Consider the following 19848-nt stretch of genomic DNA (forward strand, 5'->3'; position numbering starts at 1 on the left):
GCAGGTCTCTAGGCATTGCGGAGCTAGGGAACTTGTGTGTAGTTGTGATTTCACGCCCGAAGATCGAGAGTTAAAAAAATATGAAAGAAGAATGCTTCATGAAAGCCGAGGTTGCTGCGGAAAAGTACCTGAAATTCGCGGAAAACGATTACGTAAATGCATTAGTTGCGCTTTTGCTCATCTTCACAGTATGGCAGGATGTTTTAGCCAGCTTCGGTCAAGGGCTTGAGGGCTTGAGGGCTTCAAAATCAAAGCCGAGCACGGGCTACTGTTTCTCTATTTGAACCTCTTACTTCTCTCGATTGCTCGGATCTGCAAGGCGTACGTTAGCCAGAGAAGAAAACGGTGAGGCAAGCAACCCTTGATGAAGGATTGGCATGCCAAACACAGTGAACAAGGTTTTGGGATCAATCAGCGCGAACTTCTCCAGATCAGCAACCCCAGTCAACAGAATCAGCGAGGGTGTCCGCTCTCAACAGGGCCTTTATACTTCCTATACTTAACCGCCGCTTATTTCAGGTAATTCGTAATGAAACAGGAGAACCAGCAAGATCGAAATCGCTCGAATTCCATCGATGTGAGGAAGGTAGCTTTTGATTCTTTGTTCAGTTGTGACGATGTTTCGTTGCATTGATGCCCTTTTCTTCTCCGCTTGGGTAAGTGCCCGTCAATAGAAATCATTTTAGTCGTGACATAATTCTCCCGCCCGAGCCCAGGGTGGGTCAGAAGGTCATAAATGGAGAATATGCCGAATATAGCCCTACTATCGAACGATAGTTGTTATTTTCTTTTGTATTTTGGTCTAGTGCAAGGCAGATATGGCTCCCATAATGATTTCCTGTACCCATAATAGTTACATGGGAGGGAGTTATAAGGAGCAGCGGGTCGGGGATTCCACCAAAATTGCCGGATACCTGCGTATTGTCGTCAAGGCAAGGCGTTGATTTCTTCTCAATCGAGTCCAACCGCCTGAAGGTCAAACATGAATTGCTCAACCAGAGGGAGTAATGCAGATTGGCTGTTTGACAAGCTTTTTTTCGCCTCTGCGCACCAGGGTAACAGGTAACGACTTCTCAGTTCCTCGACTAATATCGGCTCCGCCTGGTCTATGGCACAGGCATAGATTTCACAGGCGGCCCCGAGTTGATCGGGGGGCAGGTGGACATCGTCCCAACACAGCCTGGTCCGCGATAAGTGGTTGCCAGTGGGACGTTGCTTATAATGGATTGACCGAAAAGATAGCGTTAATCCCGCTTATACTTATAGCTATCCCTAAAAAAACGATCAATTAATAAGGATCGCATTCGATTCCAAAAAAGCCTTAGCATCATCATCCTGCTTTAGCTCGTTGAGAAACAATTCTCGCCAGATTGTATTCGTTTGATCTGAAGTGGTCGAGTATTTCGTGGCTCCCTCCGAAAAATTATTCGTCGTTGAGGGTATATCCCAAAATTCCAAAATTTTTTGAACTGACCCGCGGCTATTTTCAACAACGTCTTCGTAAGTCACCAGCAGGTGTGGCAAGTTGAATTCCTTATAAATCGCCAAAAAAATCGAATTCACCCTGCAGATATTCTTTATTATCGTAAGGATTCGGCTATAGCTATAGGCGCCTGATAGGTCCCTAGAGTTTCTCGCTATCCTTTCGGCCCCGTGCTCATTAGTCTTGAGGTGCCATATTTTTGTATGTTCAGCTTTCAGGAGAGATATTGCTTGCGCAACTTTGTCACGACGTATCACCTGGACCATTTTCAAGTTTTCTCTATGCGCCGTGAAAAGACCAGTTTTTGCTAAAAACAACATTGGCATTATCGCGCCTTTGGTCAGATAGGTCCCTTCATATGAGTTATCTTGCAACACTTGGGTGAGGGCACCGTTAATGTTGTTTCGTGCTCGCTCCTTGAAAGGCAAAAAATTTGGTGGATTAATATTTTCAAATTTTTGGGCGGTTAATATGCTATTGCTAGTCAGTAGTTCGAGCAAAAATGTACTGCCGGTGCGCGAGGTGAAATTCACTATGCACATCTTATCAACTACAGCACTGTCAAAAGGGCGATAGTTATCGACGTTATCGAAGTATATTTTAAGCATTTTGCTCCATGCCGCTGTACCTGCGATTGCTGTCAACCTATTAACGTCATCTTCATAAGAATTCATCAAATTAGCGATGTTCAACTCCCTCTAATTTCGGACTACTAAAATCTTAGCAGTTAAGCAGTTAAGCAGTTAAGCAGTTAAGCAGTTAAGCAGTTAAGCAGTTAAGCAGTTAAGCAAATTTTTATTCGCATCAGGGTTTTATAAATCAAGGGCCTTCATTTCGCCAAAAGCTGGGATTGATAGTCAACTGGTAAGCGATCTAGAACTTCAGAGAAATTAATAATTTCATTCTGGAGATCATTGGCAGTAGCTTTTATTGAATTTATCTTGTATTCACGGGCGGGGATTTTAAGATAATCAGTAATTCTTCGAATCGCAGTCGGGATGTCGGGGGCCAGTTCCTCATAGTTAATATTTAGTCCCGGGCACAAAGATTGAAGTCTGCGTTGATTTGCTCGATGCCGCTCGAGACGCTGGATGGAATTCACAAGCTGCTCCGGATCCACGTAAAATTCTTTTAATGGCTCCCTGCCTACAGGGATCTCCCAGCTTGGTTTGCCATACATTTTCTCTGAGTGCCGAGAATACTGCTGAGCCTTTATAGAAGACACAGCCGTCTTTACCACATTTATTCGATCCAAATAAATCACTTTTGCCGTACTTTCTTCAACGCAGGAGATGAACCAGTTGACTTCTTCAATTGAAGCAATGCTTACGTTTGCGGCAATCGCACTATTCTCCTCGCACTCCGCGGCAAATGTTTCCCACCAACGTGCCTGAGCAACAGCAATTGCCTGGGCGCCCTGACCTCTATTTCGCGTTTGAAGACCCGTAGTAGGCTCATTGTAAACACAACCATTTATGGGCTTTAGATGCTGACTTAGAATACTATTGATGAGGTTACTTCCAACGCGCCCCCATGGCATTATGATTAAAATCACTCAAATCGCCTTTGCTTAAGCCCACGCCACAGCCAGTGTATTTTCTTCGTGACACGAATGGCAAGTCGTCGATTCATAACCTCACGCTCTTCGTGTAAACAATGAATTGTTTCCCGCAAGCGCTGATTTGCCTTTTTACGTGCCTGCAGTTCGCTCTCCAAATCATCGGTGTGCATCCTTTCCTTCACCCATGACTTCAAAATGGCTTCTTTGTAACTGCGTCTTGCCATATTCCTCTCCTGAGCGGAATCCCACAAAAATAGCCATGAAGTCATCTTGTCCTGCCACGTATGGCTTTCGATACTACGCAGATTCTCCGCAGACAATTCGGCTAGCTCTTCCCTGTTTTCGCAGAGGTGGATAAGGTGTTTCTTGAGAGTTTCCGCGTTCCTTGCATCTATTATGTATCTGCTCTGCTTCGGCCCGAGAACCTCATTAACAACACCTACATTTGTTGTAATCACGGGTACGCCACAGGCCATCGCTTCCAATATAGGGTTGGGTGTCCCCTCTATTTGAGAGGCGCAAACTAGAATGTCGATAGAATTATAGTAGGCAGGCATCTCCTCTCGTGGAATCCACATAATATTCCTGTCTGCAAAGAGACCGGATATAGGATAGCCACATTCCTCAAGCTCGCTAATGACTGGCTTAACAATAGTGTTAAAGCCCTTAGAATCGATACCACTTTCGTTGGGGTTCCAAGTTGAATTTCCGACCCAGCCTACTACCATTCGTTTTTCTTGATCAGAGTCGAATCTGTTTTGATCCCACATTGTAAAAAGTTCAGTATCAACGCCATCCTGAATGACATTGGTTGGCCCAGCGCCATACCTATCTCTGTAAATATCTCGTAACTTTACAGATGACGCAGAGTAGCCATCAAAAAACGAGATTTTGCCCTGCCGATCCTCAATTTCATGAGCCTCCAAAAAAAGATGGTCATAGATTGAGGTTGTGATAACGGTGTTTGCTATACGAGTTGCAAAAACATCAACGGAAATCTCTTTCATTTTTAGAAATCCAGTGATGACCCAAGGATTCATAAAAAAGTTGAGTGCGGTTTCCCGCCAAAAAAAATGTACTATATCCGCGTTCCTTTCGAAAATTGCATCATCTATTGAGTCGAACCAATTATCATAAGTGTCCTGGTATATGATGGCGATATCATAGCGATGACTTAGGTTTTTACGGATATGGGTTGCGATGTTGCAAAATGCCCAGTTTTTTACATCAGCGACCAAAACAAGTTTTTGTCTAACTTCGTTCATTACAATCCTTCGCTCTGGGCAAACACGTCTAATTCCAGAGCCGGAGTATACTGGAAAGCTATATTACCATCCAGCAAGCACTTTGTACTCAAGTAGCAAATATAAAATTGGGCATTGATTTCCTGCAGAGAGCCGGCGTATTGCCCGAGTACCAATAAATTAGTTGGTTTATGACTTGATTCTGCAGCACTGCATATAATTCTCGTTAGTGCGTGACGCGGAATTAAGAACGAAAAAATTGTTCCGCAACGCGACGCATATACTCCCGCGGCCAGTCCAAATATTCTGAACAAATTTCAGAATATAATCGGCGCGATCGACCGCTCTAACGTATCCGAAAGAAATGACGGTATCAAATTTACGACCAGCTGTGGTCGGGCGTTTTGAGTTTTACAGATTTTACGTGGGAGCCACGGTACCCTCTAACGTACAGGAGAATCACTAAAAATAGAGCAGGTCTCTAGGCATTGCGGAGCTAGGGAACTTGTGTGTAGTTGTGATTTCACGCCCGAAGATCGAGAGTTAAAAAAATATGAAAGAAGAATGCTTCATGAAAGCCGAGGTTGCTGCGGAAAAGTACCTGAAATTCGCGGAAAACGATTACGTAAATGCATTAGTTGCGCTTTTGCTCATCTTCACAGTATGGCAGGATGTTTTAGCCAGCTTCGGTCAAGGGCTTGAGGGCTTGAGGGCTTCAAAATCAAAGCCGAGCACGGGCTACTGTTTCTCTATTTGAACCTCTTACTTCTCTCGATTGCTCGGATCTGCAAGGCGTACGTTAGCCAGAGAAGAAAACGGTGAGGCAAGCAACCCTTGATGAAGGATTGGCATGCCAAACACAGTGAACAAGGTTTTGGGATCAATCAGCGCGAACTTCTCCAGATCAGCAACCCCAGTCAACAGAATCAGCGAGGGTGTCCGCTCTCAACAGGGCCTTTATACTTCCTATACTTAAACAGACAACAAGCGAACCCGCATATTATGGCAATTGCGATACGCAGCAGCCTGGCTGCCAGGAACTTGATGTGCGCGCGCCTTTTCCATTGCACTGACCTGAAAGCATTCGATCAAGGTGCACTCAGCCGTCTTCGTTCGGTGAGAAATCCGAAGTAAAATTCTGGTATTTCCTTCCCATCCCTTTAGGGATAAAGTCCACCTGCCGGATATCAAATTTCTCATTTGAACCAGGGGCGACCGACTCTACCACCTCTTTCCAGGAATCAGAAACATAACTTGTAAACTCGGAATCAGAATCCCCAACCGAGATAAAACGAAACTCGAAAGCACCATCCTGAAACTGATGAAGCTGATATTGACGGAAGTTTTTCGAAATAGGAGCAGGAATTGATTCAATTTTATTTCGAAAGCTCTCCCAATACTGCCATGTATTACCAGGAAGATAAGCCGTTCTCCTGTAGCGGCCTGTAATTCTTTCGAACGATGGCAGGGTTCTCCCGCAAGGGCACGGACCTTCAACTACCTCTGCCATATCGTCGGTATCATATCGGATCAGGGGCATTGCCAGGTTATTCAAACCTGTAACAAGAATGCGCCCCGTTTCCCCAGGGCGACAGGCCTGACCGTGTTCATCAACAATTTCCACCAGGCAATGCTCGATATGGACATGATAACGCCCTCCTTCGGGACAGCGAGATGCTACGATTCCGATTTCGTTTAATCCGTAATTTTGATCAATTCTCAGTTCGAATGCTTCCTGAGCGCGTATGCGCATGTTCGTAGTAAGTTGCGTTGCGACTGCCTGTATTCCCTTTAGGTCTTGGCAGTGACTGAAATTTTCCTGGCCGAATGCCAAGCTCTCAAGCACCCCTGCTTCGACAGTGAGATACTCCACATGATTTTCTCTCAACCATTGCAATTGATCATCGATAGGCAACAAAATGTCGCATCCGATAGCTCGGGAAGTTTCAAACCAGTTACTCACATAAGGCCACTGATTGGAATGATAGGTTTTCGACCTATCGTCATACGATTGATGTGGGAATTCATCTGGAGGCCGTATGTACGCCATCAAACCAGTCGGAGCATAACGAAACCAACGAAGCTCTCTTTGTTTGAGCACTCCGAAAAACTGCGCATTCCTGCGGGAAAGCCTTACCTGCACAGGTTCACCAGTGGTGCCGGAACTTTTTATGCCACCAATTGCTTCATAGCCGTCAGGCACAGATTCCGCCATCAACCGATCCCTATGCTCGCGTAGCATGGTCTTGGTCAGGGGAGGAAAGATGGACAAATCTACCTGAGAGGAAAAGTCCGTCTCTCTCAAATCTAGTTTGCCTATCATCTCCCTATAATAAGGAACTTGCCGTACAGCAAATAGGAGAAACTCCTGCAACCGTTGACGGATGCGTTCCTGCATCTCCTCAAGATCGCGAAATTCATTTTCAAGCATTCGCGATAAGAGCGCCTCAACCCTCTGCCGACTAGGTACACTATTACGCAACGGCCAGCGCATCTGCTCCTCACGCTCCCGTTGTAGACTTGTTGCCTGGTTTATCTTTAGCCCCATAATGTACCGCCACCTAATCAGTTCAATGCGAGAAAAATCCTGTTAAATGCAATAATCTTGTTTACACTTGCGCTTCTTTATTTGCAACATGCGCACCCTTTTTCTGCACGACAATTTCCCCGCGCAATTTCCTCATGTCGCCACGGCTCTGGCCAAGGACAATGCCAAGGAGGTGATATATAGCACCTTGAAAAATCACGAAACGAAAAATACACAACCTGCAATTAGCAGGCTAGACTGGAGAGGTAAACGGCAGAAAAGTGTCTCTTAGAAATAGGCGCAAATGGCCCCTCAAGGTCTGACGACTTACACGTCAACCATTAAAAGAGTTTTTTGCGAAATCAAAAATTATGAAACACTGGTTATCACTGGTCGGCATTAGTAAGGTTGAGGACTACATCGAACTAGCGCAGTTCGCAGAAAAAATTGGCTTTTATGGCGTCGCCGTAGCCGATCATCTCCTGATTCCCTCACACTCTGTCTCTGTCCACTCCAATAGCAAGGACTCTACTTGGCGACCCAGAGAGGCGCAATGGCCTGACCCATGGATTATCCTTACCGCCATCGGGTTGGCAACCAGCAGTTTGCGTCTTACCACCAACATCTACCTCGCAGCTCTGCGCGACCCCTTTAGCACTGCTAAGGCGATTAGTACTGCATCTCGCTTAACTAATAATAGAGTCAGCTGCGGGCTGGCCGCGGGCTGGCAAAAAGAAGAGTTCGAATTTTCAGGGGTAGATTTCCAGTCTCGAGGCCGTCGGCTAGACGAGACGATTATGGTCATGAAGAAATTATGGAGCGGTACCGAAGTTAGCCACGAAGGTGAATTTTTTCAATTCAACGGAGCACTGCAGCAACCAACTCCGACCCAACCAATTAAAATAAGAATAGGTGGATCTAGCGCGCCAGCCCTGCGCCGCGCTGCGCGGCATGACGGCTGGATGGGTGAACCGATGTCCAAAGATAAATTAATCGAAACCGTCAAAATTTTAGAAAATCTGCGTGCTGAGCAAAAAAAGTCGGAGCCCATGGATTTATTTTTTACGCTGATGGAAATGCCCACTCGAGAAATTTATAACGAGTTGGATAGTATGGGCTTGTCAAATCGTGTAGCGATTACACCCTGGAAACGAGAAAGGTGGCTGCGGCAAGGTGAAAATCCGGAACAAATTGAAGTTAAAAAACTTGCCCTAATACGTTTTGCACAGGACGTTATCGACATATGATGGAGAACGGTGCCGGCAATCCAGTGGATTTCATCGCAAGTTTGGCTGCCCTGGTGCCTAAGCCGAGGGTCAATCTCACGCGATTCCATGGCGTTCTTGACCCCAATCACTGCCGGCGCGGGTATCGCCAAGTTAAATGCCCATCGCCGGTAGAATCACCTCATGAATACTTATAAGCGCCACCCGTTCCCACCTGATACCATTTCCTACGCCGTCTGGCTCTACTATCGGTTCAATCTCAGTCACCGCGATATTGAGTATCTTCTGGCAGAGCGGGGTATCACTGTCAGTCGAGAAACGATCCGATTATGGTGTATCAAGTTCGGCACTATCTACACAAGGCGTCTGAAGCGAAAGCACCGGGGCTACGGCGATACCTTCTTCATCGATGAAGTCTTCGTCAAGATCAACGGCAACCAGCACTGCCTTTGGCGTGCGGTGGATCAAGACGGAGAAGTGGTTGATGTTTTCCTTCAGGCTAGACGGGATGGCGCAGCAGCTAAACGCTTCTTCAGGCGGCTATTGCGAAGTCATGGCGGAGAACCCAGGAAAATCGTGACTGACAAGTTGCGAAGCTATGGAATCGCTCATCGTGAGCTCATTCCCGAGACGATACATAGCACTGAGCGGTATGAGAACAATCGGGCATAGCAATGGCACGAGGCGACTAGGGTGAGAGAGCGAGGGATGCGGCGATTCAAATCGGGCAGGCAGGCACAGCGGTTTCTTGGTGCCCACGCTGGTGTATCTAATTTGTTCAATCTTGGCAGGCATCTGATAAAAGCTAGCCACTATAGGAATCTCAGGATAAGTGCGTTTGCAGAATGGAGCAGGGCGGTTGCGTAAGGCAAGCAGATCGGAACTGTTTCGTTCGTGGCTTTTAACTTGCCGATACCCTCTGCACAGCTCGTAGATGCTGTGAAGATGGCCGATCTACAGATCGTGTTTAAGCAACTTATTTCTCGGGAATCTCGTATTGATCGAACTTCTCCCTAGATTTGGTTACCACCACTTTGCGTTTGCCGTTTTCACGTTTTAGCAGCGCATCCAATTTTTTAAACCGCGCATAAACAACGCCATCTCTTTCGCCATCGTAAAACGTTGCCTTCACTGCAACTTCTGCTTTTTCACTATTCACATAAGCTAAGGGGATGGTGGTTTTACCGTTGGATAAGTGGACTTCGGCTTCGCCGCTTAAACCCTTAACGGCCATCAAGTTGGATAAAAATTTAGGGGGGTTACTTTTATTGTCAACGAACGCAACCAGTGGCCTCGTATCGCTCACGCTGAGAGTTGCTTTGGCATCTAACGCTAACGGTTGTTCTACGGTACCTTCTGCCGATGTCAATTCGAGAGCCGCGGACCAATAATCACCTTCAAAATTTTCTTCATTACCATCGACGCGAACGTTAAATAATCGTAACGTTGAGCCGCTCAAGTTTGTTTTAAATTCACGGGGTATACCGCTAGGGATAGCAATGTCGGCGTCGATATCAGCCTCAAAGCTTTGCTCGTCGACTTGTATTTTTACCGCGGTAGAGTCGAGCTGAATGGAACCGTTCATGCTCTCTTCGCCGAAGGCTATGTCAACGTCTAATCGGGTTCTGCCACCTGCAAAGGTGTAAGGGCTTTCTGGAGGTAAGTACGTATTGAAAGTCGCCATATCAATGACCGTTGCATCATCGATTAATAAGTTGAAGGTATTCATTGCGCGTCGCTTGCGTGCGGCGTCGTCATTCCACAGCTCTTGAAAACTCTTGTCGGGGTCCGGGTAGATATAATTTGAGCCACTGTAATCTAAGCGCAAGCTATTGCCCTTGAGGAACGGTTCACTCGCGCCGACTTCTGAGGCGCGCAACGACTCGTAGCCAACACTGAGCCCCATGGGGCTGTCATTATCGGTTGGGGTGTGAATTAGCACGGTTCCTTGGCCAGAGATATCGACATCCCGAATGGTCACGCCGAGATCGTTAGCTGAGGCCTTTAGTTGTGTACCTGCACGCACATATCCGTCTCGCAGTACTAAACGGCCCTCTACTTGGCCGGCGCCTTTAATAGCAAGATCGCCAAGGCCGGTTGTAAAGATGTTGATAAAATTGAAATTCTCCATACCTATATCGAGCTGCACATCGGTATAACCAAAGCGCAGCATGCGTTTTCCTCGATGTTCGCTGCGAATCATTGGCGTGAAACCAAGAGCACCCTGCAATGTGCCGCCCTTATAGGCTTGTGCGCCCCCGTTGAGGTAAGCGGGTCCAAGGTTGAGATCAGCGTTAACGATATCCAGCCAAAATTTGCCACGCCGTGTTTCCATGTACATTTCACCGGTTGCTGAGCCGCTGGCTGTTCCTTGAATATTGAATATCCAAAAGCGGTGATTGCCCTGAGCCTGCAGCCCGTTCAGATGGATTTTCCATGGCCGTTTACTCTTGAGGGGCTGCGTTTCTACGGGGACGATTTCTCTACCGGTAATCGGCGGAAAATGTGCGAGCAATTTACTGTAGTCGCGCTCGGGTTTCAATCGCGGGCGCTGTCGGTAGTCGATGTCTGTTGCTTCAATGTCAGAGATATAAACGTCTTTTAACACCAAGGGCAATAGAGCAATCGAGCCTGAACCTGATGTTGCAAGAACTTCCCATTGTTGAGTCCGGCTTTGGCCATTGGCGACGATGCCCTCAGCATGCACGCGAAATGGATAAAAGCTCCAGGCGCGCTCCCAAGAGACTTGAAATTTCTCGGGTTTAATTTTATTCACCAAATCTTGAGTGATAGAGAGGTGCAGCGCGGTATTGATAATGAGCAGGTAAGCAAGTTGAGCGATCACAACAATGCCCACGATGCGCTTAGTCAGTGCTTTGAAATTCGTCAATGTGTAGATCTCTATTTTGATAGTGTTAGTGTGGCTCAGGCCGTACATTTTACGCTGCAGGGCACGCCGTTAGTAGTGGCTAATGGTAGGCACTGACAAATTAAAAAATTTGAATCGCGCCAATTGCGACCTCCTCGCTTCAGGCAACCGCCCTGCTCCACTCATTGAACGCACTGATCCTGAGATTCCGATAGTGCTCAGCCGGGACCAGATGCCGTTCCAAATTGAATAGATTAGAAGTGGCTGCATGGGCAATAAGGAACCTCTGAGCTTGTTTCATTGATTTGAACTTCCGCATCCCTCGCTCCCTAACCCGTGTAGCTTCATGAGATTGCTTGGCTCGATTGTTCTCATACTGTTGAGTACTATGGATCGTCTCAGGAATTAGCTCCCGATGAGCGGCTCCATAGCTACGCAGTTTGTCAGTCACAATCTTTCTGGATTCTCCACTATGAAATCGTAGCAGCCTATTGAAGAGCCGCTTGGCAGCTGCCCCATCGCGCTTGGCCAGCAGATATACGTCCACCACCTCGCCATCCTGATCAACGGCCCGCCGAAGGCAATGCTGTATGCCGTTGATTCTGACGAATACCTCATCGATGTAGAAGGTGTCACCGTAAGCTCGGTGCTTTCGCTTCAATCGGCGGGCATAAATGGCTCCGAACTTGATACCCCAAAGGCGGATCGTTTCAATGCCAATGCCGCACAATGCGCCGCCTCCCAGGTTTAGCATTCGTACCGGCAAGGGGAGCTTGTTCATACGATGCTATCCACCTCAGACAGCTTCACCACCTCGCAGGTTGGCGTCACCACCTCGCCCTCGGCGAGAAAGAAGCGCCAAAACATGAGGCCGAAGGGTTGGCCCTCTGTGTCTAACCAGTTGGCAATGCCAGGATTTTGGTGCGCCACTACCAGGCGGAAACTGCCGTCTTTCTCTGTCACCGTTTGGGCGCGGTTGATAGACACCTCGCGGCTGCGGTAATCCAGTGTTTGCTGGCGGACAAATTTCGGCGGCTCTGATACGCTCTAGGCTTCGAAGACATTGGAAATCGGCCCTTGCAAACTAATTACGTCTTAATCGACTATGAGAACGTTCAACCGAAAAATCTTGAAATTCTTGCACACCATAATTTCAGAGTTTATCTATTCGTTGGCGCAAATCAGACAAAGCTTAGCTTCGAATTGGCTAAAGCGATGCAAGAGCTAGGTGACAAAGCACGGTACATAAAAATATCAGGCAATGGACCGAACGCGCTCGATTTTCATATTGCTTATTACATTGGGGAGTTTATAAAAGATGACCCAAATGCTTACTTTCACATAATCTCCAAAGACACTGGCTTTGACCCACTAATACGCCATCTAAAGGCAAGGGGCTTCAAAGTTCAGCGAGAGAAACAGTTAGCTGAGATTCCGGTTCTAAAGGTTTCAGGCGCAGCAACTGATTCAGAAATGCTCGAAGCCATCGTTAAAAACCTTGTTTCCAGAGGGCATTCTCGCCCCAGGAAGGTTGCAACTCTAAAGAACAGCATTAATAACCTGTCTACTGAGGATCTCAGTGATTCACAACTTGACTCTCTGGTCGAGCAGTTGGAGAAACGTGGAAAAATCGTCGTCTCAGAAGGAAAAGTTTCCTACAAATTAAAGGCATCCTAGCGTCCGCTTTGAGGTGAAAGCGGACATTTAACCGAGCCAAACACGTCGCAGCTGCGCTTGAGTGACTTAAGTTCAAATTCCGCTTTTCTCAAGTGGGAGTGGTACCCCTCGCGGCGGCATATGAGTTTATGGCCCCCACCCCCTCTACATCGCAGACAATCGCTCAGAGCTGAGTTTGAGGGTAAACGGACAGTTAAATAGACAGATAAGCAGTGTCAACCTGCTTCCAATACGCTTCCCGTGACGTTGGCAGCAGGAGACAAATCCTGTAAGTCATTGATTTTATTGGTCGGTGTGAGAGGATTTGAACCTCCGACCCCTTCGTCCCGAACGAAGTGCGCTACCAGGCTGCGCTACACACCGCGAGTTGGAGGGCAGACTATATCAAAGGTTGAGGCTGACGAGGGGTAGCAGGGCTTAGTAAATGCCTGCCCAACGAGCCAGCCACTGGCTGAAAATACTCAGACCCACAACGACCACTATGAGCATGATTAACAGGCGACCGGGGCGGAATGGCTTACGCTCCACCGAGTTGACTCCCCGTTCCAGGAAGCCATCTACTTTTTCCTGATCCTCAGGATACAAATTGTTTTTGTAGCTGAGATCTTCTTGTTCGGATTTATCATTCATAGCAGCATAAAAAAAGGGGCGAATACGGATTGCGTATTCTCCCCTCGAAAGTTGGGAATGTCACCCCCATGAGAGGCAACTTCCTAGCAGCAACATGATCAAACCGCGAACAGCTCTTCCGGCATTTGCATAAGATTGTCCGCGCCGGCCAACATTGTCGTCTTCAGCGACTCAGTGCGCGGCAACAAACGCTGGAAGTAAAATTGGGCCGTCATTATTTTGGCTTCGTAAAATGACTTGTCCTCGTCGCCTTCCGCTATCTTTTGGCGAGCCACCATTGCCATATGGGCCCAGAAGTAAGCCAAAGTGACGTAGCCGGAGTACATCAGGTAATCCACCGCAGCAGCGCCGGCTTCGTCCGGGTTGCTCATTGCAGCTTCACCTATTTTCATAGAAAGGCCCAACCACTCGTCGCTATGCGCCTTCAAAGGCTCCAGGAATTGTTTGTCTTCTTCAGAACCACGAGCGATCAGTTCTTCGATCATGGCAGTAAAATTGGTCAATAACTTACCGCCTGAACCCAGCACCTTGCGACCAATCAAGTCCAGGGCCTGAATACCGGTCGTTCCTTCATACAACATGGCAATGCGGCAATCGCGAACGATTTGCTCCATGCCCCACTCCTGAATAAAGCCATGGCCACCAAATATCTGCACACCGTGGTTGGCAGCCTCATAACCGGTTTCGGTCATGAACGCCTTGGCGATAGGAGTCAGTAACGACATCAGATCGTCAGCCGCTTTCGCCTCTTCTTCAGTTCCTTTGTCTACGATGTCGCCCTGCATGGCAAGGAAGTACAAAAATGCCCTGCTACCTTCTGCGAAAGCTTTTTGGGTCAGCAACATACGACGCACGTCTGGGTGCACAATAATTGGGTCCGCTGGACCATCGGGGTTTTTCGGCCCAGTGAGGCTGCGCATGGCGAGGCGATCCTTGGCGTAGGCAAGGGCACCCTGAAAAGACAGTTCCATGTGCGCAAGGCCCTGTGCAGCAGTACCCACTCTAGCGGTATTCATAAAAGTGAACATGCAATTGAGGCCTCGGTTTTCCTCGCCGATTAAATAGGCCTTGGCGCCGTCGAAATTAAGGACTGCAGTGGCGTTACCGTGAATACCCATCTTGTGCTCGATTGACGCACAATGTACGGCATTGCGTTCGCCGAGAGTGCCGTCTTCACTAACGTTAACCTTGGGCACGATAAACAGGGATATTCCCTTAGTGCCTTCGGGTGCATCAGGCAGCCGAGCAAGAACGATATGGATGATGTTATCCGTCATGTCGTGCTCGCCGGCACTGATGAATATTTTTTGACCGGTTATGGCATAGGAGCCATCAGCCTGGGGCTCGGCTTTGCTGCGCAGGAGTCCGAGATCGGAACCACAGTGTGACTCCGTAAGGCACATGGTACCCGTCCACTCGCCGGACACCAGCCGTGTCAGGTATTGTTCTTTCTGCTCGGGGCTACCATGCTCTTCAATGGTTTTGATCGCACCGTGGCTGAGGCCGGGATACATGCCCCAGGCCCAGTTGGCAGTTCCCACCATTTCAGTGTTGATAATACCCAGGAGATTGGGCATCCCCTGGCCGCCCGCCTCGACATCCGCACTCAGCGAAGGCCATCCGTTGTCGATGTACTGCTGGTAGGCCTCTTTGAAGCCCGTCGGGGTAGCCACGCCTTCTTCGCTCCACTTGCAGCCTTCCTGGTCACCGCTCTGATATAAGGGAGCCAGCACGCCTTCAGCGAATTTGGCACCCTCCTCTGCGATTGCGTTCATGAGATCGGTAGTGGCTTCTTCGTAGCCCGGAAGCGTTTGAAATAACTGCTCTGCTTCGAGTACTTCATTGGTGACAAAGCTAATGTCGCGCAGGGGGGCCTTATACTCTGGCATAGTCTTTACCTTTTTCGATGGAACGAGCTGGCACGGCAACGGATGACTCTCGACGCCGGCCATGTAATCAGTGCATACATTTTGCTGATAATACCCCTGAAGTCAAATACCTTTTTAAAGGTAGGCCCGGCGCATATCAAAATATCCGGTTATAAGTACTAATACCTGCCGCCTGTGACGCTTCAATAATAGTGAACGCTTACTATTTAATAAGCTTTTGTATTGAAAGGTATTTTGAAGCAGAACATGGGTCCCAAGGCGCGATGTGTGGCACCTCGCCCAGCAAGGGCGCTGGCAGCAGGCGCTGCAATGTGTCCAAGTTTTCAGCGTAACAGGTCATGCGTTCACCGGGCTCGTTAGCCACCCAACCGGCAAGAGGCAGCCCGTCTCGACGCACAGCCTCGGCCGTCAGCAAGGCGTGATTAATACAGCCAAGACGCATGCCGACCACTAGAATGACGCCGACTTGCAACTGCTTTGCCAGATCGGCCAAAGTCTCTCTGAGAGAAATTGGAACGCGCCATCCCCCGGCCCCCTCCACCAGCACAAAGTCAGCACCGGACATCATCACACCCCGGCACAAGCCGGCCAATCGAGAGGCCTGAATATTTTTCCCTACCTCTGCCGCAGCGATGTGAGGAGCAATGGCGGGCGTGAGAGCAACCGGATTCACCTGGGCATATTCCAGCTCCTCGGTCATGTTCGCTATCAACTGCAAGGCATCCTCGTTGTGGCCGTGCTCATCGCAACCCGCCGCTACCGGCTTCACTGCAGCGGTGCTCAAACCTTGGTCAGCCGCCGCTTGCAGCAGTGCGCAGCTAACAGCGGTCTTGCCGACTTCGGTATCGGTACCGGTGACAAAAAAAGTATGACTCATGTTTTCTCCAAAACACCAAAATAGACCTGATAAGTAGCGGGCAAAACCTCACCCTCGCGCCAATGCTCGTAAGCACGCATCATGCCCTGCAACACCCGCCGTCCAGTCAGGCCACTAGGACGATTCCGATTCACGTTATGGGCCCCAAGGGTTTTCAACTCGTGCAGAAGCTCACTCACTCTGCCATATTCCATTCGGTAAACCTGCTCGTGCACGGCCAGCGTCAAGTTGCCATGCTGACTCGTGGCCTCAATCAATGCCGCCGCAGGCAAAAAGGTATTAACGTGCTGGTGCTGGTCTACCGCGGCCCATGAGGAACGCAGCTCCTTAAGTGTGTTGGGGCCCAGTGAAGTAAACACGCAACGACCACCCGGGCGCAGTACCCGCCCCAACTCGGAAAAAAGCAACTCGGGGCGATGGCACCATTGCAACGCGAGGCTGCTGAAAATAAGGTCTACTGACTCTGTCGCCAGCGGCAAGGTTTCCGCATCTGCCACCATCCAGGCCCTCGCACCCGGGTGCTGTTGTCTTGAGAAGCGCACCATACCTTCGGCAAGATCCAATCCAAGATAATCCGCATCGGGAAAACGACCAACAAGCTCAGGGCAGAAATAGCCGGTACCGCTGCCCAGATCTACAATAATCTCGGGCTGGCGCGGTAGTTTGCCCAACTGGGAAAGCAATGCTGTGCCCACATCTCTCTGCAAGCTGGCCACAGAATCATATTGCCGCGCGGCGCGGCTGAAAGACTGAGCAACATCAGATTTGGCCATGGGCTCGGCAGTAGTATTCGAAGCGGACAACCGCTCTGCGTTTTGCAAAAAATGAAAAAGGCTGTCAGAAATCGCCCGCCCTTGCTCCAGAGGCGCGACGTGGCTTGCGTCCTCAATAGATCCGACTACAGCTCGCGGAACACTCTCTAGTAATTTGGCCATAGACTGCGCCAAATCTGTAGCCAGTAGATCATCGTTATCGCCATAAAGGTGCAGTTGCGGCTGGGTCAACTCGCTGCAACACGAGCGTTGATCCAGGCAGGCTAACCAATCCAGGCCGGCCTCAAGATAGCCGCTGCTTTGGTCGTTTCGCAGCGCATGCAGGCTGCGCATCAACGACCGGGGACGAGCAGCACCCGCCGCCTGCAAACTATCGAAGCGACGCAACCCGGCGGGCGGATCGGCAACAAAAGCTTCGCTGAACTGCTGCAACGTCGGCGCGGGCATACCGGGCCAGCCGTCCTGTTCAAGGAAGCAAGGAGTACTGCAAAGCGTGACCAGCGCCACCACCCTGTCTGGCTGCATCGTTGCTAACTCCAGCGCCAGTTGTCCACCCAGGGACCACCCCATGTATACAGCGCGCTCGGGACTATGAGTAAATATGCCCTCCAACAAACTGTTCAGACTCACAGGGGCAGGGGCAAGGCCTGGCGCGAGGCAGGGCAAATCCAGCAAGGTAATATTGGCCCAGGAACGCAAAGCGGGGAGCAAAGGCCGCCAGACCTCTCGATTGCACCCCCAGCCGTGCAGCAATACCAACTCGCAACGCGACGAGTCGGTAGCCAGTAAATATTCTCGTCTTATATCGACTGTTTCTGGCAAAGCGCCAGTTCCTCCAGCAAGCGATCTACCTGTTGCGGGCTATGCGCTGCACTCAAGGTGATGCGTAATCTGGATGTACCTGAGGGAACCGTAGGGGGCCTGATCGCACCAATCAGCAGACCGCGCTCACGCAGCGTTTGGCTCATGGCAGTCGCCTGTGTCGCATCACCCACCTTTAAAGGCTGGATAGCACTATTGGAGGCCATCAGCGGCAGGCCAAGTTGATTCGCGCCATCCCTAAAGCGCTGGATCAAGGTAACCAGGTGGTTCCTGCGCCAGGCCTCTTCGCGCAGAATTGCCAGCGATGTTAGCGTGGCGGCAGCGAGCGCAGGTGCTAACGCAGTGGTGTAGATATAATTACGAGCCTGCTGAATCAGTCCTTCGATTAAATAGTCGTCGCCGGCCACGAAGGCACCCCCTGTTCCAAGAGCCTTGCCCAGTGTAGCCATCAGTACGGGAACTTCTTTAATGCCCATGCCCGCGGCTTGCACACTGCCGGCACCGGACTCTCCCATCACCCCAAAACCGTGAGCGTCGTCCACCATCAACCACGCATCCTGCCTGCGGCACAGCGCAGCGAGCTCACCCAGTGGCGCACTATCGCCATCCATACTGAAGACACCGTCAACCACCACCAGCCCAGACCCTTCAACAGCGGCGAGTTTAGCGTCAAGATCTGCAACATCATTGTGGGCAAAGCGGCGAAAGCGAGCGCCGCTGTGCAGCCCTCCATCGAGCAGCGAGGCGTGATTCAGTCGATCTTGAAAGACATTATCACCGGGCTGCAACAGGCTGGTCAGAGTGCCCGTATTGGCTGCGTAGCCAGAGGAGAAAAGCAGGGCGCGAGGCCTGCCAGTCATTTCAGCCAGCGCTTCCTCCAACTCATGGTGCGGGCGGCTATGGCCGCAGACCAGGTGAGAGGCTCCACTGCCAACACCGTATTGGGCGGCCGCCCGCTGGAAACTTTCCACCAGGCGCGGGTGAGCCGCCAGGCCAAGATAGTCATTGCTACAAAAGTTGAGATAGTCCCGACCCTGCATTCGCACAACTGGGCCCTGAGCGGAATCCAGGGTCAGGCGTTGACGATAAAGCCCTTGCTCTTGGCGCTGTGTAAGGCTCGCGCGCAGCCGCTGTTCGAAGCCCACCACGTCACGAATCAGACAGACGCAGCATCGTAAAAATGAGGGCTTGGATCCTTCGGCGCCTCAGTCAATTCCCGCTGTTCTGGATTGATACCCAGCCGGGCAAACAATGCCAGGTCTTCATTGGCCCGAGGGTTGGGCGTGGTAAGCAGTTTTTCACCATAAAATATCGAATTCGCGCCAGCGAAATACGCCAGGGCATGCATTTGCTCATTCATCTCTTCACGCCCTGCTGACAGACGCACGTGTGACGCGGGCATCATGATCCTGGCCACCGCAATTGTGCGAATGAATTCGATAGGATCCAGGTCTTCCTGGCCCGCAAGGGGAGTTCCCTCTACTCTCACCAACATGTTGATGGGCACACTCTCGGGGTGCTGGGGGAGATTTGCCAGTTGTTGCAGCATACCGGCCCGGTCAGTCTGTTGCTCACCCATGCCCACAATGCCGCCACTGCAAACTTTCATGCCCGAACTGCGCACGTGATCCAGCGTATCAAGACGATCCTGATAGGTGCGCGTGGTGATGATATCGCCATAAAACTCGGGCGAGGTATCGAGGTTATGGTTGTAGTAGTCCAGACCAGCATCCGCCAACTGCTTTGCCTGCTCTTCACTCAACATTCCGAGCGTCATGCAGGTTTCCATACCCATTTTGCGAACACCTTCCACCATGGCAACCACGTGAGGCATGTCCCTTGGCTTGGGACAACGCCAGGCCGCGCCCATGCAGAAGCGGGTCGATCCGGCATTTTTGGCAGCACGAGCCTGCTCTAGCACCTTGTCTACTTCCATTAACTTTTCGACTTCCAAACCTGTGTCGTAGCGCGTGCTCTGGGGGCAGTAAGCGCAATCCTCGGGGCAGGCGCCGGTTTTGATGGAAAGCAATGTGCTCACCTGAACCTGGTTTGGGTCAAAATACTGACGATGCAAGCTTTGAGCCTCGAACAACAAATCGTTAAAAGGCAGCTTAAACAATGCCGCTATCTCGGCGCTGGTCCAGTCGTGGCGAATGTGCTGCTCGTTATGCACTGTTCGGGCGGTGGCTGTGCTCATATCAGACCTGCTAAACATCGAAATAGAAGGCCGCAATGATAACCGCGAGCAGCTTGCTGTCAACCTACACTAA

General features: G+C 50.0%; 16 protein-coding genes, 1 tRNA gene and 2 pseudogenes. 5 read left to right on the forward strand and 14 right to left on the reverse strand.

All coding sequences use genetic code 11. The features are described 5' to 3' along the window. Nucleotides 1-98 precede the first annotated feature (98 nt). Nucleotides 99-284, forward strand: coding sequence for a hypothetical protein (locus tag EYC87_RS08385; RefSeq protein WP_279252483.1), 186 nt, complete (start codon nt 99-101; stop codon nt 282-284). A 1000-nt stretch (nt 285-1284) separates the two neighbouring features. Here the strand turns inward: EYC87_RS08385 and EYC87_RS08390 are convergent. From EYC87_RS08390 to EYC87_RS08400, 3 genes are all read right to left on the reverse strand, one after another. After that, nucleotides 1285-2157 carry a Stf0 family sulfotransferase gene (locus EYC87_RS08390; RefSeq protein ID WP_279252484.1) on the reverse strand — a complete coding sequence of 291 codons (873 nt, stop codon included), beginning with the start codon at nt 2155-2157 and terminating at the stop codon, nt 1285-1287. Between the two features lie 155 nt (nt 2158-2312). After that, complete coding sequence (locus EYC87_RS08395; protein WP_279252485.1) at nt 2313-3038, reverse strand: hypothetical protein; 726 nt, start codon at nt 3036-3038, stop codon at nt 2313-2315. Beyond that, nucleotides 3035-4309 carry a glycosyltransferase gene (locus EYC87_RS08400; protein WP_279252486.1) on the reverse strand — a complete coding sequence of 425 codons (1275 nt, stop codon included), beginning with the start codon at nt 4307-4309 and terminating at the stop codon, nt 3035-3037. Before EYC87_RS08400 ends, EYC87_RS08395 begins: the two co-directional genes overlap by 4 nt. Nucleotides 4310-4859: 550 nt before the next feature. On the opposite strand from EYC87_RS08400, the gene EYC87_RS08405 reads away from it, so the two are divergent. Next, complete coding sequence (locus tag EYC87_RS08405) at nt 4860-5045, forward strand: hypothetical protein (protein WP_279252483.1); 186 nt, start codon at nt 4860-4862, stop codon at nt 5043-5045. A 342-nt stretch (nt 5046-5387) separates the two neighbouring features. Here the strand turns inward: EYC87_RS08405 and EYC87_RS08410 are convergent, their stop codons facing one another. Continuing rightward, a complete protein-coding gene (locus EYC87_RS08410; RefSeq protein WP_279252487.1) occupies nt 5388-6719 on the reverse strand; it encodes a phenylacetate--CoA ligase family protein in 1332 nt (443 codons plus the stop codon). A gap of 467 nt (nt 6720-7186) precedes the next feature. On the opposite strand from EYC87_RS08410, the gene EYC87_RS08415 reads away from it, so the two are divergent. After that, the gene (locus tag EYC87_RS08415; protein ID WP_279252488.1) at nt 7187-8062 is read left to right on the forward strand and encodes a TIGR03619 family F420-dependent LLM class oxidoreductase; all 876 of its coding nucleotides are present in this window, start codon (nt 7187-7189) and stop codon (nt 8060-8062) included. A 162-nt stretch (nt 8063-8224) separates the two neighbouring features. Then, nucleotides 8225-8908, forward strand: a pseudogene (locus EYC87_RS08425) (IS6 family transposase). Between the two features lie 109 nt (nt 8909-9017). Here the strand turns inward: EYC87_RS08425 and EYC87_RS08430 are convergent. From EYC87_RS08430 to EYC87_RS08440, 3 genes and pseudogenes are all read right to left on the reverse strand, one after another. Then, nucleotides 9018-10979, reverse strand: coding sequence for a hypothetical protein (locus tag EYC87_RS08430; protein ID WP_279252489.1), 1962 nt, complete (start codon nt 10977-10979; stop codon nt 9018-9020). Nucleotides 10980-11070: 91 nt separating this feature from the next. Next, a pseudogene (locus EYC87_RS08435) lies at nt 11071-11622 on the reverse strand (IS6 family transposase); the annotation flags it as partial. Between the two features lie 65 nt (nt 11623-11687). Beyond that, entirely contained in the window at nt 11688-11897 is a 210-nt protein-coding gene (locus tag EYC87_RS08440) for a hypothetical protein (RefSeq protein WP_279252491.1), read from the reverse strand. Between the two features lie 90 nt (nt 11898-11987). On the opposite strand from EYC87_RS08440, the gene EYC87_RS08445 reads away from it, so the two are divergent. Next, nucleotides 11988-12587 (forward strand): PIN domain-containing protein, encoded by a 600-nt coding sequence (locus EYC87_RS08445; RefSeq protein ID WP_007227489.1) that lies wholly within the window; start codon nt 11988-11990, stop codon nt 12585-12587. A gap of 286 nt (nt 12588-12873) precedes the next feature. Here the strand turns inward: EYC87_RS08445 and EYC87_RS08450 are convergent. The 7 genes from EYC87_RS08450 to bioB form a co-directional block, all read right to left on the reverse strand. Continuing rightward, nucleotides 12874-12950, reverse strand: a tRNA-Pro gene (locus EYC87_RS08450). Between the two features lie 54 nt (nt 12951-13004). Beyond that, nucleotides 13005-13217 (reverse strand): DUF3094 family protein, encoded by a 213-nt coding sequence (locus tag EYC87_RS08455; RefSeq protein WP_007230238.1) that lies wholly within the window; start codon nt 13215-13217, stop codon nt 13005-13007. Between the two features lie 98 nt (nt 13218-13315). Continuing rightward, nucleotides 13316-15106 (reverse strand): acyl-CoA dehydrogenase C-terminal domain-containing protein, encoded by a 1791-nt coding sequence (locus EYC87_RS08460; protein WP_279252492.1) that lies wholly within the window; start codon nt 15104-15106, stop codon nt 13316-13318. A 202-nt stretch (nt 15107-15308) separates the two neighbouring features. Beyond that, nucleotides 15309-15983, reverse strand: a complete 675-nt coding sequence (gene bioD, locus EYC87_RS08465) for a dethiobiotin synthase (protein WP_279252493.1) — start codon at nt 15981-15983, stop codon at nt 15309-15311. Further along, complete coding sequence (gene bioC, locus EYC87_RS08470; RefSeq protein WP_279252494.1) at nt 15980-17578, reverse strand: malonyl-ACP O-methyltransferase BioC; 1599 nt, start codon at nt 17576-17578, stop codon at nt 15980-15982. The genes bioD and bioC overlap by 4 nt, the downstream gene beginning before the upstream one ends. Further along, nucleotides 17557-18726 (reverse strand): 8-amino-7-oxononanoate synthase, encoded by a 1170-nt coding sequence (gene bioF / locus EYC87_RS08475; RefSeq protein ID WP_279252495.1) that lies wholly within the window; start codon nt 18724-18726, stop codon nt 17557-17559. Before bioF ends, bioC begins: the two co-directional genes overlap by 22 nt. Before the next feature lie 8 nt (nt 18727-18734). Beyond that, the gene (gene bioB / locus EYC87_RS08480; protein WP_423243969.1) at nt 18735-19775 is read right to left on the reverse strand and encodes a biotin synthase BioB; all 1041 of its coding nucleotides are present in this window, start codon (nt 19773-19775) and stop codon (nt 18735-18737) included. Between the last annotated feature and the right edge of the window lie 73 nt (nt 19776-19848).

Source organism: Candidatus Seongchinamella marina, from assembly GCF_026262685.1.
GTDB lineage: Bacteria > Pseudomonadota > Gammaproteobacteria > Pseudomonadales > Halieaceae > Halioglobus > Halioglobus marinus.